11 protein-coding genes are annotated in these 13,483 nt (G+C 54.0%); 5 read left to right on the top strand and 6 right to left on the bottom strand.

Going from position 1 to position 13,483, the window contains the following annotated elements:
* Nucleotides 1-9 precede the first annotated feature (9 nt).
* The 3 genes from SK38_RS05575 to SK38_RS05565 are packed head-to-tail and all read left to right on the top strand — an operon-like array spanning nucleotide 10 to nucleotide 6,462.
* The gene (locus tag SK38_RS05575; RefSeq protein ID WP_048235331.1) at nucleotides 10-1,317 is read left to right on the top strand and encodes an SrfA family protein; all 1,308 of its coding nucleotides are present in this window, start codon (nucleotides 10-12) and stop codon (nucleotides 1,315-1,317) included.
* Nucleotides 1,318-1,321: 4 nt separating this feature from the next.
* Entirely contained in the window at nucleotides 1,322-4,303 is a 2,982-nt protein-coding gene (locus tag SK38_RS05570; protein ID WP_048236428.1) for a virulence factor SrfB, read from the top strand.
* Nucleotides 4,300-6,462, top strand: a complete 2,163-nt coding sequence (locus SK38_RS05565) for a virulence factor SrfC family protein (RefSeq protein ID WP_048235330.1) — start codon at nucleotides 4,300-4,302, stop codon at nucleotides 6,460-6,462. The genes SK38_RS05570 and SK38_RS05565 overlap by 4 nt, the downstream gene beginning before the upstream one ends.
* A 19-nt stretch (nucleotides 6,463-6,481) precedes the next feature.
* Here the strand turns inward: SK38_RS05565 and SK38_RS23690 are convergent, their stop codons facing one another.
* A complete protein-coding gene (locus tag SK38_RS23690; protein ID WP_003020198.1) occupies nucleotides 6,482-6,655 on the bottom strand; it encodes a GhoT/OrtT family toxin in 174 nt (57 codons plus the stop codon).
* A gap of 192 nt (nucleotides 6,656-6,847) precedes the next feature.
* On the opposite strand from SK38_RS23690, the gene yncL reads away from it, so the two are divergent.
* Entirely contained in the window at nucleotides 6,848-6,943 is a 96-nt protein-coding gene (gene yncL / locus SK38_RS23685) for a stress response membrane protein YncL (protein ID WP_071524268.1), read from the top strand.
* A 119-nt stretch (nucleotides 6,944-7,062) separates the two neighbouring features.
* Here yncL and SK38_RS05560 read toward each other — a convergent pair whose 3' ends face one another.
* Complete coding sequence (locus SK38_RS05560) at nucleotides 7,063-7,842, bottom strand: AraC family transcriptional regulator (protein WP_048235329.1); 780 nt, start codon at nucleotides 7,840-7,842, stop codon at nucleotides 7,063-7,065.
* 101 nt (nucleotides 7,843-7,943) lie between these two features.
* Between SK38_RS05560 and SK38_RS05555 the strand changes: the two genes are divergently transcribed.
* Nucleotides 7,944-9,071, top strand: coding sequence for a multidrug effflux MFS transporter (locus tag SK38_RS05555; RefSeq protein ID WP_048235328.1), 1,128 nt, complete (start codon nucleotides 7,944-7,946; stop codon nucleotides 9,069-9,071).
* Between the two features lie 193 nt (nucleotides 9,072-9,264).
* Here the strand turns inward: SK38_RS05555 and patD are convergent, their stop codons facing one another.
* Genes patD through SK38_RS05535 form a run of 4 tightly spaced genes read right to left on the bottom strand, consistent with a single transcriptional unit; the run spans nucleotide 9,265 to nucleotide 13,471 of the window.
* On the bottom strand, nucleotides 9,265-10,692 hold the full coding sequence (patD, locus tag SK38_RS05550) for an aminobutyraldehyde dehydrogenase (protein ID WP_048235327.1): 1,428 nt from the start codon (nucleotides 10,690-10,692) through the stop codon (nucleotides 9,265-9,267).
* A 21-nt stretch (nucleotides 10,693-10,713) separates the two neighbouring features.
* Nucleotides 10,714-11,520 (bottom strand): ABC transporter permease, encoded by an 807-nt coding sequence (locus SK38_RS05545; RefSeq protein WP_048235326.1) that lies wholly within the window; start codon nucleotides 11,518-11,520, stop codon nucleotides 10,714-10,716.
* Nucleotides 11,510-12,454, bottom strand: a complete 945-nt coding sequence (locus SK38_RS05540) for an ABC transporter permease (RefSeq protein ID WP_048235325.1) — start codon at nucleotides 12,452-12,454, stop codon at nucleotides 11,510-11,512. Before SK38_RS05540 ends, SK38_RS05545 begins: the two co-directional genes overlap by 11 nt.
* A complete protein-coding gene (locus SK38_RS05535; RefSeq protein WP_048235324.1) occupies nucleotides 12,455-13,471 on the bottom strand; it encodes an ABC transporter ATP-binding protein in 1,017 nt (338 codons plus the stop codon).
* Nucleotides 13,472-13,483 lie beyond the last annotated feature (12 nt).

Below are 13,483 nucleotides of genomic sequence, written 5' to 3'. Positions count from 1 at the left end.
GGTAACAACGTGGCAAAAACTCTCTTGCGCAGCGGCAATTTGGATGACTATCAGGCCGTGGGCGGCGGTGGTCAGGCCGTGTTTGATTCAGCATTGCAAATTCGTGAAACGCTTCGTCTGCGTAAACAGCAGGCGATGGTGGATTGTCTGGCGATCCCACAAATTAACGACAACGGCGATCGGGTTGACTGGTATTCCCCGATAGAAGGGAAAGCCGTGGCGTGGAAAGCCGCTGATGAAGAAGCACGTTTTCGTGCGCTGCGCTATCTGGGGAGCACGCTGGAAAATGCGGCGACCCTGAGCCGTAAAAGCCTGCAATCGGGGAAAACTTCCCTACAGCTGTTTGGCTCACTGCTCGAAAAAGCCATCCAATTTCCCGGTGAAAATCACGTGTTTCTGGTTGATGGCAAACCCGTTATTACGTTCTGGGGCTTCGTCAATCTGAATGAAAATCCCCGCGACGATGTGCTCGACTGCCTGCGCATTGCCGATGTTCCTCCTGTGGTTACCGTAGCAGAGCCAGAACAGGAAGATGAAATCGCACCGGAAATTACCTTTGCCGAGGCCGATGTCCCCTTACTGACGCCAGTCGTTGATCTGCCAAAACCGGTTGAACCTGAACCTCACCCTCCGGTTATTGTTAGCGAACCTGAAGTCACTGCGCCGCCGGTACAGGAGAAGCCCATACGCCGCCTGCCGCTGTGGAGCCTGCCCGTTGCCGCAGTGATTATTGCAGCCATTGTTGGACCGCTGCTGTGGAAGCAACAGACCATCCAGCCCGTACCCGCAGCCGCCGCTATTGAAGTCGCTAAGGTTGATATGGCACCGCTGCCAGCACTGACATCTGCACTGCCCCTGCATCGTGCTGAAGTGACTCCCACTGCGAAGAAAGAGAAACCTGTCGAAGGACCGGTGGTGATCGCCGCGATTCCAAAAGATGCGCTGGTGATGGATGCCAACCAGATGAAGGCAGGAACGACGCGTTTTCTCAACGGTAACTGGCGCGTCATGGTCGATGTTAAAGATCCGGTGAGCGGCAAAGCGCCGTCGCTGCGCTATCAGATCCAGGCCAATAAAGGCACTGCACGCGTGGTTCATGGTGACAACATTGTTTGTCGTGCCGAGATTTTCTCTGGTTTGCACCAGTCGGGTGAATTAATGATTAAGAGTCGCGGCAATGCCCGTTGTACCGACGGTTCACGTTATCCGATGCCTGAAATTACCTGCAAAGCGGGAACCAATGACGTCGCCGCCTGTACCGCGCGTTATGACGATCACGCGGAAATCCCTCTGACGATCAAAAAGATAGGTGCCTGATTTTATGTTGGTGAATCTGTGTGATTACAAACAGAGCGTGACGCTCATCGCCAATAGCGGTGTGCAATTTCTGGATTTCGGCCTCACGCCGCAGGAATCTGCGCACCATGGACGCTTTGTGCGCAAAACGGCAAACGGTCCGCTACTGAGACTAGACTTCGATCTGACGTCAGGACGCTATACCCTACCGGGCAGCACCGGCGCGCAACCCGAAGTGGTGAAGCCGGAAAGTACTCAGACGCTGCACTATTCGCTGGACGTGCTCGACGGCGTCTGGCTGCCGCTGCCGTTTTTGCGCTTTAACCCGCCGCGTACGTTTGTTGAAGGCCCGGATAACTGGGCACGCGTGCAGGTGCGAAAGCTGCCGCAGCCGGACAGCGCGGGCAACACCCACCGTGTTACCGTAGCGCTGGACAGCCAGCTTACTGAAAATGCCCCTGCGGCGTTAACCCCCAACGAAAATGATCTGCTTAACGGTACACGGTTTGCGCTGGCCTGGCATGACAACGAAATTGCTGATTTCCTTGACCAGACCTGGATTGACGGCTGGTTGCGCGAATCTTTTATGCACCATGTCACCCAACATGAGAACCGCTCAGAACAAGAGATCCAGCAGGCGCTGCGTAACTTTGAATACCAGGCGCACTGGCTGAATATGCTGACCCTGTTAGGTGAGCAGCTTTCCGTCCCGGAAGTGAAACTGGTTACGCACACCCTTAGCACACCCGCCATTCCCGTCGATCTTATTTTGGATATCGGTAATACCCATACCTGTGGTGTCCTGATTGAAGATCACGGGGATGCCAATGACGGGCTGCGTCAGACCGCTGAATTGCAGGTCCGTTCGTTAAGCGAGCCGCAGTTCCTCAACGATCCGCTATTCACCAGTCGGCTGGAGTTTTCCGAAGCGCGCTTTGGTAAGCAGCACTTTTCCGTTGAGAGCGGACGTGATGACGCCTTTATCTGGCCGTCGATTGTGCGTGTGGGTGATGAAGCCCGTAAGCTGGCGATGCAGCGTATGGGCACCGAGGGCAACAGTGGGATCTCAAGCCCGCGCCGCTATCTGTGGGATGAAACGCCGGTGCTGCATGACTGGCGCTTTAGCCAGATGAATGGCAAAACCCAGCGCGAACCGCTGGCTACCGCCTTCCCGCTGATGAACCTGATGAACGATGACGGGCAACCGCTGTTCAGCCTGCCGCAGGACGATCGTCTGCCTGTGTTCTCACCACAATACAGCCGCAGCACGTTGATGACGCATATGCTGTGCGAAATACTGGCCCAGGCGCTGGGGCAAATTAACAGCGTAGCGACGCGTTTGCGCCTCGGATTCCCGGCGTCTCCTCGTCAGTTACGGACGCTGATCCTGACCCTACCGTCGGCGATGCCCAAACAGGAGCGCGAGATTTTCCGCCTGCGCATGTTTGAAGCTATTGCCCTGGTCTGGAAAGCGATGGGCTGGCACCCGCAGGATGAAGACTTCACCACCCGTAAGCAGCAGGAAAAAAGTGTGGTTCCCGTACCTGAAATTCAGATGGAATGGGATGAAGCCAGTTGCGGACAACTGGTGTGGCTGTATAACGAGGCTATCTCTCACTACGATGGCCACACCGAATCGTTCTTTAACGCCCTTGCCCGCCCGGACCGTTTGCCAGAGCCTGGTGAGACGAAAGGCCGTGCACTGCGCGTGGCATCGATCGACATTGGCGGCGGGACAACGGACATGGCCGTCGTTCATTACCAGCTTGATGACGGCGTTGGCGCGAACGTCAAAATTACCCCGCATCTGCTGTTCCGTGAAGGTTTTAAAGTTGCGGGCGATGACATGCTGCTGGACGTGATTCAGCGCTGCGTGTTGCCTGCACTGCAAACCCGCTTACAACAGGCTGGCGTGACCGACGCCGCCGCATTGCTGGCCACGCTATTTGGCGATTCCGGGCGCATCGATACTCAAGCAATTCTGCGTCAACAAACGGCATTGCAGCTCTTTATGCCGCTTGGTCATGCGGTCCTCTCTGCCTGGGAACAAAGCGATATTAACGATCCGGTCGCCGGACTACATGCCACCTTTGGGGAACTCCTGAGTCAACAACCCACGCGCAACGTGATGAACTACATCCAACAGGCTATCGATCATGCGTTGCCAGCAGGGTCGCCAGCGTTTGATGTTCTGAGCGTGCCGTTACAGGTACAGTTCAGGCAGTTACAAGAAGCACTATTGACGGGGCAATTTACCCTGACTTCCCCACTGCACGCGGTTTGTGAGGCCATTTCACATTATCGCTGCGATATCTTATTAGTGACCGGCAGGCCCGCTTGTTTACCGGGTGTACAGGCGTTGATCCGCCATCTGCAACCTGTTCCGGTTAACCGTATGATCTGGATGGATAACTACCGCGTGCATGAGTGGTATCCGTTCAGCCAACAGGGGCGGATTGGTAACCCTAAATCCACCGCTGCTGTAGGCGCTATGCTGTGCAGCCTGGCGCTGGATTTGCGTTTGCCACGTTTTAACTTTAAAGCTGCCGATATCGGCGCTTACTCGACCGTACGCTTTCTCGGTGTGCTGGATAATACGGTCAATACCCTGCGCGATGAGAACATCTGGTATCACGATATTGATCTGGATAAACCTGGGGCGAAGCTGGATGCCCGGTTGCATTTCCCGTTACGTGGCAACGTGACGTTAGGATTTCGGCAACTGGCAAACAGCCGCTGGCCTGCCACGCCGCTGTATACGCTCAGCATAAACTCTGCCGAACTGGCAAAAACTATCGCCGGAGATGGCGTGTTGAATGTTCGGCTGCAGCTACGCGGCGGCAGCAAAGAAAGTGGCCCGGAATTCTTCATCCTGAGTGATGCCTGGTTACAGGATGGCACCCCCGTTGCCGCCAATGCCTTAACGTTAAAACTGAATACGCTGGCAGACCGTCGCCATAGCGGAAGCCATTACTGGATTGATAGCGGGAGCGTGTACCTGAAATGAGTAAGATGTTAAATACCGCGCAGGCCGCCATAGAGTGGGTCGCTGATACCCGTCAACGTGCGGTGCGTCTTGATGATGAAGCGGATGCTCTGCTGGCACAGCTTACGCTAGCCGCAGTGAGTGAATCTGCGCTGAAGACGACCTTTTCATCGCAAGGATGTATAGGGTTATACGGACACTCACAATCGGCAAAAGCACATCTGCTGGCGGCATTGTGCTGCAATGCCACTGGCAAAGTGAATATTGTTACCCCGGATCGCAGCTTTGATTATTTCTCGCATATTAATCCGGGCCATGCACCAACCAATATGGCGATCCGTTTTACGCGCGATAAAAATCCGCATGATAGCGAATGGCCGTTGCGTCTGCGGTTACTCAGTGAAGCCGAACTGGTACAGCTATTTATCGCCCAGTTCAGCGCGCTCCCGGACAACCGACAGGTCGAGAAATCGATTATTGAGGCGCGCCTGGAAAAATGGCAAACGCTGCGTCAGCGTCACCCGGTGCCGGGCATTACCGCACATGATGTTGCGGCAATTGGTCGTTTCTGGCGCTCCTGCGTACCGGCAAACCAGCAGCAAATTGACGATGCACTATGGTATCAGTTTGCCACGTTGCTGCCCGCACTGGATCTGACTACCCGGGCAAACGCCTGGGCGTTACTGTGGGGAGAACAACCAGAGCTGACGCAGCAGTGGCTGGCGCTGGCGCACACGTTGCAACAAACCGGACACGCGCAAGAATTAGCGGCCCCGCTGAGCCTGCTGGTTGATCATTTTGGTTTACCGGCCGAAAGTTTCCTGACCCAGGTGGCATTGACCGGCAATAATGAGGCGCAAAGCGATGTGGTGGTTCATCCCATTGACAATCATCAGTTGCTCAATGCGGTCAGCCTTTCTTTGTCGTCACTGGCGCTGCTCACGCGCGAGCTGGTCCTGACGGTTGAAGACGCGGTGCTGGAGAATGTCGATCTGCTCGATATCCCCCTCGCCCCGGATGCTCATCCTCATCCACTGTGGCAGGCAAAATTAGGCTGGATGCTGGAACATTATCGCCAGCACCTGCAACCGGATGTGCTCTTAATCTGCAACGCGGTCTCTGCCCGCGCCCAGACGCCCGCCATCACCCGCAAGCTGTTGGGCTGGGTCAACGATACCCAACCTGTTCATGATGCCGCATTACCGGGCGTGGTTTGGGCCATTACCCCGCAGGATGCGCGTTTTAGTACCCAGCAAAACCTTGATGAATCCGTGCAGCAATTAATGGGCAAGCCCGGGCTGCATTGGGGTACGTTGCAGGCGCTGGATAAACATAGCTTACAACGTCTTGTCGAATGGCTGACTCAGGCAACCTCACCACAGCAGCGCCAGGCCAGGTTGACTTCTCTACGCGAGCAGCATCAACAGCGCATCCGCGAAACTCTGAAAAGCTGGATTAATCCCGCTCAAGCTGAATCGGATAGCCACGAGTCGGTGATCCGCCAGTTACAGGCGCAAGCGGCAAAACATGGCGAACTGCTGGATGGTTTGCTCCCGCCGATGCGCATTTTTGAGTCGCTGCTGCGTATTCAGCAACCTCGCGAGGAGCAGGTAAGCGGTTTATTTAATGAAGAGATTGACCTGTTTGCCGAGGTGCGTGACACACTACACTCGCCGGAAAGTCAGGAGACCGGATATCAGGCACACAAAATGTGGATTAACCACGTGCGCCAGTGGTGTCGCGATGAAAATAATGCCCGCCGTTTACGACTCGATCCCCGTACGTTAAGGCAGGTTGCCGACATTCTCGTCACCACCAGCTATCGCCTGGAGATGCCACAACGCTTACAGCGCATTATGCAGCGCGAAAATGTCTGTGCCGCGCAGTTACACGCCGATATTGGTGATTTTATTACCTGGCTTGGATTTGCCGACGTTGCTGAGGAACAGCGCCCTGCCAGCAGGATCCAAAAAGGATCGGCTATTTTTAGCGCGCCGAAGCAATCGCCGATGTTACGCCTGACGAAGCTGGATGAACAACCCTCGCATGGTGCAAGCCGTTACGTTTACGACTGGCTGGTTGCCTTGTACACCCGTGCGAATGAGAATGCGGGATATCAGCACCCACAGGATGTCTCTGAAACCGACAAAAAACGATTAGATGCCCTGCTTTTCTCCTGAAACGGCGAATACGCCGTCATCAGAAAAGAGAAAACATCAGCGCAACGGGAAAACTCATCGGCCAGGTCGCCCCGACTAATACCGCGCTAAGAAAGCGGATCCGCTTTTTATCGCGGGAAAGAAACCAGGTGATGATTGCCGTGATGACGGCCATCACCGCATAAAAAACCAACATTTTTTGGTATAGGGACATTTAAGGCATCCTGGCCAGAAGAGAAAATCGCGCGCAATATGCTCTTTTTCATGACTCACATCAAGTTTTATTAATTAATTTAAGAAAAACGGCTGTAAAACAACCCATTTTCATTATGTTCAGAATTCGTACTATTGCGGATAGTTATAAGCCGTACTATACCCATAAGGGTTAAAACGAAAGGTGGCAAAAATGAATGTTTCCAGTAAAACTGTGGTGCTGATAAATATATTTGCTGCTGTAGGACTTTTCAGTCTGATATCCGCAAGGTTCGGCTGGTTTGCTTGATGTAACTCTTCTTGATTAATTGCAGCGTCCGCTGGCAGAGAGGATCTTCTCTCTGCCATCAGTAAACAATCTTCCCACTCTGCTATCACTGGGTAAATTATCCTTAATATGTAATACCCCTAATCCTTCTGCGGCATTATATTGCCCGAATAACGGCCAGGTGTTGTGCCGGTATGTTGATGGAAGAAAGCAATAAAAGCACTGTCGCTGACAAACTCCAGATATTGCGCGACCTGGCTGATATGGCATCCATCAGCCAACATTTCCATGGCTTTTAACAACCTAAATTGCTGCCGCCAGTCCTGATAATTCATCCCGGTATCCCTGATAAATATTCGGCTGATCGTCCTCTCGCATGCCCCAACCTGTCGGGACAATTGATTCAGTCGTGGTGGCAATTCACCCATGCGTAATCCCTTGAGCCACTCGTTAAGCCGTGGATCTGAGGGGTACTGCAATGTCCAGTTTTCACTGCGGGCGGCACGCATTTCCTCACAAAAAACGGCAATGAGGCTGGACTGCTGTGCGGCAGGCATTTCCCATGACCAGAAGGCCATACGTTCTATCACTTCAAAAAACAGCTGATTAACTTCGACTATCTGCAGCGGTAACTCAGATAACGGCAATGTGGTTGAAAAGTACAAAGAGCGATAAGCCATCACACCACGCATTATGGCGCGATGTACCGTGCCTGCCGGGATCCAAACCGCACGGCGTGGCGGTAGCAGACACAGGGCCTGCTCCAGTTCAATCGTAATACTTCCCGCCGCCGAAAAAAGTAGCTGATGACGAAGATGACTATGCCGCCCGGAATCATGTACGCCCATATCGGCAGCAATACCGATTACCGGTTTATCAAAACTATCCGCATCAAAAGCATCATCAGGGGCAATTTTCATTATCTGTCTGATATTTGATATTTAAAGTCCTGATAATGGTAATACGACATATTCCTTTCAGCAATAATGCCCGCCTATTTTCTGTCTCTTTGGATATTGCTATGAACACACTTCGTCGCCCACCGCTGTGGCTTCTTACGCTACTGATTATGTTTCCACAACTGGTGGAAACCATTTACAGCCCGGCATTGCCGGGTATCGCTACCTCTTTTCACGTAAGCAGTGAGCGCGCGGCTCAAACACTCTCCGTTTATTTTGTTGCCTTTGCCGTCGGCGTAGCGATGTGGGGTTGGCTAAGTGACTGCATCGGACGACGTTGGGCTATGCTGGCAGGGCTTATCTGCTATGGAACAGGTTGCGCATTGGCCGTTGTTGCCACCGACTTCAGCGTTTTGCTGCTGGCGCGGATGATCTCCGCCGTCGGTGCGGCTGCGGGGTCGGTCGTGGTACAGACCATGCTAAGGGACAGTTATGAATCAACTGCGCTATCCCGCGTCTTTTCCGTGATGGGGGCCGCGCTGGCATTGAGTCCAGTTTTTGGCCTGCTAAGCGGAGGTTGGTTAGTGAGTCTGTATGGCCATACCGGTGTCTTTGTTGCCCTAGTGCTGTTGGCGTTGCTACTGCTAATACTGACAGCGACCATGCTGCCAGAAACCCGGCCCGAACATACGCTCAGCCCGAAGCTTGCCGCGCTGTTTTCCCGCATGATGCGGGACAGTGAGTTGCGGAAAAACGCCTTGCTGGTTGCCCTACTGAACACCATGCTGTTTAGCTATTACAGCCTGGCACCGTTTCTTTTTGGGCAATTAGGATGGAGCTCCAGAGCCTTTGGCTGGACGGGGTTGCTACTTGCGTTTGCTTCTCTGTCAGGTAGCCTGCTGAACCGAGGACTGTTAACGACAGGTCTGACGCCGGAGCGACTTGTACGTTATGCCTGTGTGCTGGCAGCGTTGTCAGGTCTCGTCGCGTGGTGTTTACAGCACTCCGCGTGGATCCTGATTCCGGTGTTCGGCGTGGTGATTGCCTATGGTATCGCCATTCCCAATGTGCTGAGTCAGGCGCTGCGTCACTACCGTGAACAGGCCGGTGCCGCAGGTGCTTTGTTCGGATTAAGCTATTACCTGTTACTTGGGATGATGCTGGGTTTAGCAGGCATGGTGCAGCAACTGGGGCTGGTTCTGAGCGTCTGTGCCCTACTCGCCTGGCTTTGCAGCCTGGGCCGCAGATAAACCCGATGGCGATCCTGAAAGCACAAAGCCCCGGCTATATGCTGGGGCTTTGTTGTATCAATTAGCCTGACCTCGCGGATATTTCCAACTTACCGCCGTCCGATGGCGACGAGGCCAGTGGCGCGAATAGTATAGACACACGTATGCCAATATTTAGCTATCCGTGCCCCATTCGCCGATCGCGCTTAAGATACTACTCATGCTTGATCATAACATGGCGAATAACCGTGTAATCCTCCAGCCCATAAACCGACATATCCTTTCCATAGCCGGACTGTTTTTGCCCACCGTGCGGCATCTCGCTAACCAGCGTGAAATGGGTATTGACCCAGGTGCAACCATATTGCAGGCGAGCGCTAAAGCGATGCGCTCGCCCAACATCCCGGGTCCAGACGGAGGATGCCAGGCCGTATTTCGAATCGTTGGCCCATGCCAGCACCTGATCTTCATCATCAAATACGGTCACGCTGACCACCGGACCGAAAACTTCCCGCTGTACGATGGAATCGTCCTGCTTCGCCCCAGCAAGCAGCGTCGGGGCAAAATAGTAGCCTGAACCATCCACTTTTTTACCGCCGGTGATGACCTTAATATGGCCCAACGCTTTAGCCTCATCGACCGCTTTAGTCACGCGATCGAGATGTGCCTGCGAGCTCACTGGTCCCAGCTCGGTCGATTCATCATTCGGCGGACCGATTTTCAGGCTGGCAACGGCGGCGCCAAGTTTCTCGACCAGTGCATCATAAATGCCTTTCTGGGCATAAATTCGGCAAGCGGCGGTACAGTCTTGCCCGGCGTTGTAATAACCAAAGGTCCGCACGCCACTCACCACTGCATCCAGATCGGCATCATCAAAAATGATCACCGGAGCTTTTCCGCCCAGTTCCATATGCGTACGCTTAATTGACGGCGCGGTGTGCTGAATAATGTGTTCGCCGGTTGCAATGGAGCCGGTCAGCGAAACCATACGCACTTTTTCATGACCGGTCAGCGGATCGCCCACCGTTTTACCGCGACCAAACAGCACGTTAATCACGCCAGCCGGATAAATGTCTTTGGCGAATTCGGCTAATTTAAGCGCCGTCAGCGGGGTAATCTCTGACGGTTTAATCACCACGCAGTTTCCCGCCGCTAACGCTGGAGCCAGCTTCCACGCCGCCATCATCAGCGGATAGTTCCACGGCGCAATAGAAGCCACTACGCCCAGCGGATCACGGCGAATCATCGAGGTATGCCCTTCCAGATATTCACCGGCCGCCTGTCCTTGCAGGGTACGCGCCGCACCGGCGAAGAAGCGGAAAACATCGACAATAGCGGGAATTTCATCGTTGAGAACACAGTGCAGCGGTTTACCACAGTTAAGTGATTCCAGCTCAGCGAAGGTTTGCGCGTTATCAGCAATAGCATCCGCCAGTTTCAGCAGCAGTTCAGAGCGGACTTTCGGCGTGGTTTGCCCCCAGGTGGCAAACGCGGCGTCTGCCGCACGTACAGCGGCATCAACCTGCATGGCTGACGCCTCAGCAATCTCCAGAATGAGTTCACCAGTGGCAGGGTTATAGACTGGCTGCTTTTCACCTTCACCGTTGACCAGCTCGCCATTAATCAGTAATTGATGTTGCATAGCAATTTCCCATATCGTCGTTTATTTACCGTTTCCGGCGAGAGTGTCGCCTTCACGCGTTAGCCACCAGGCCCCTAAAATTGGCAGTGTTGTCACCAGCATTACCAGCAATGCCACAACGTTGGTGACAGGCACATCCCGTGGACGGCCCAATTGATTGAGCAACCACAGAGGAAGTGTTCTTTCATGTCCGGCGGTGAACGTTGTCACGATGATTTCATCAAACGACAAGGCAAACGCCAGCATCCCCCCCGCCAGAAGTGCCGATGCCAGATTTGGCAGCACGACATAACGAAAGGTTTGCCAGCCATTGGCGCCAAGATCCATAGACGCTTCGACCAGACTCCATGAGGTACGGCGAAAACGCGCCACAACGTTGTTAAACACCACCACCACGCAAAACGTCGCATGGCCCACTACGATCGTGAGAAAACCCGGTTCCAGGTTGATGGTTTTAAACGCCGTCAACAGCGCAAGGCCGGTAATAATGCCCGGCAGCGCGATCGGCAACAGTAGCAACAGCGATATTGCACTTTTGCCAAAAAAGTCCCTACGCCACAGCGCGGCCGCGGCCAGCGTCCCCAGAACAAGGGCAATAGCTGTCGCCAACGCTGCGATCTTAAGTGACAACGTCACAGATTCCAGGATATCGCTACGCTGCGCAGCAACGCTAAACCACTTCAGCGTTAATCCCTGGGGTGGAAAACTAAAAGCAGCCTCCTCAGTATTAAAAGCATAGGTGGCGATGATGAGGATGGGAAAGTGCAGGAAAATAACCCCGCCCCATGCCGCCAGTTTGAGTAGCCAGGGTGCGCGTTCAGAGTGCATCGAAAGCTCCCAGACGCTTCACGAACGCCAGATACAGTGCGATTAACACAATCGGCACCAGAGTAAATGCCGCCGCCATCGGCATATTGCCGATCGCCCCTTGTTGCGAATACACCATGTTGCCGATGAAATAACCCGGCGGTCCCACCAGTTGCGGCACAATAAAGTCACCCAACGTCAGAGAGAAGGTAAAGATCGAACCCGCTGCAATACCCGGTATCGCCAATGGAAGCACCACATAGCGGAAGGTTTGACGCGGACGCGCGCCCAAATCAGCAGAAGCCTGTAACAGCGACGGCGGAAGTCTCTCCAGCGCGGCCTGTACCGGCAGGATCATAAACGGCAGCCAGATATAGACGAACACCAGGAAACGCCCTAACCCTGAAGTCGACAGCGTATTGCCGCCTACCGCAGGCAATGTCAGGAACGAAAGCAGCAACGGCTCCAGCCCAAGGTGGGTTAAAAACCACTGCGCCACGCCGTCTTTAGCCAACAGCAGCGTCCACGCATAGGCTTTAACGATGTAGCTGGCCCACATTGGCAACATTACGGCAATGTAAAAAAAAGCCTTCATTTTGCCGCTGGTATAGCGAGCCATATACCACGCCATCGGAAACGCCAGAATCGCGCTGGCGATGGTGACCGCTACCGCCATCGTCAGAGTGCGCAAAATGATGTCGTAGTTAGCGGGATTAAACAGCGCCTGCAAATTCGCCAGCGTCAGGTCTGGTGTGACCGACATGGTGAAATCGTCGAAGGTATAAAAACCTTGCCACAACAGCGTCAGTAATGAGCCAAAGTAGACGATGCCAAACCACATCAGCGGTCCGAGGAGCAGCAAAAACAACCCCAGCCCCGGATTACGCCAGAAGTAACCTGAGATCCGGTTCAGGTTGGTCGACTGTGGAGGCGCATGTAAGACGTTCATAGCCATTCACCTCTCCTCAACCAGCGGTACCATCACGTCGCGTGACCAGGATGCCATCACCTGCTGACCTGGCGACAACGTTGACGGTAGCATTTCTCCCGTCAGGTTCGCCTGGCTAACCAGCAATTTTTCCCCTCCGGCGAGTTTTAGCTCAAACCGCGTCGCCGCCCCCTGATACTGCACCGCCTGAATAACCCCCCGGGCCTGAACTTCTCCTCCGGTATCATTCAAGCGAATGTGTTCCGGACGCAGGGAGAACATCCCCTGTAGCCCACAAACGTTCGCCGACATCGTCGCATCGAAGACATTGGACGTCCCGACGAAACTTGCCACAAACGGCGTACGTGGACGCATATACAGTTCACGCGGAGAATCTACCTGTTCAATGCGACCGTTATTAAACACCGCCACACGATCGGACATCGACAGGGCTTCCCCCTGATCGTGGGTAACAAAAATGAACGTGATGCCAAGAGATTGCTGTAATTTTTTCAGTTCCAGCTGCATCTGTTCACGCAATTTAAGATCCAATGCCCCGAGCGGCTCATCCAACAGCAGGACGCGCGGCTCATTGACCAGCGCCCGGGCAATCGCCACGCGCTGACGTTGCCCACCGGAAAGCTGCGACGGTTTACGCTCATGCACAAAACCGAGTGCGACCTTATCCAGCGCTTCACGTGCTTTCGCGTGGCGCTGTTTTTTATCGATGCCTTTGACCATCAGCCCGTAGGCGACGTTGTCGAGAATCGACATGTGCGGGAACAACGCGTAATCCTGAAATACCGTATTGACGTCCCGTTCCCAGGGCGGCAATTCGCTGGCCTGCTTACCAAAAATGGTAATTGCGCCGCCTGACAGCTGCTCAAACCCGGCAATCAGGCGCAGACAAGTGGTCTTGCCGGAGCCGGATGGCCCCAGCATAGAGAAAAACTCACCGTCGTTAATCGCAATACTTACCCCATCAACTGCACGAACATCCCCATACAAACGCGAGACGTTATGAAACTCCACTGCGTACGTCATAAAACCCCCAGT

It is taken from the genome of Citrobacter sp. MGH110, from assembly GCF_001037515.1.
Classification (GTDB): domain Bacteria; phylum Pseudomonadota; class Gammaproteobacteria; order Enterobacterales; family Enterobacteriaceae; genus Citrobacter; species Citrobacter portucalensis.
This window is presented reverse-complemented; position numbering and strand designations above follow the sequence as displayed.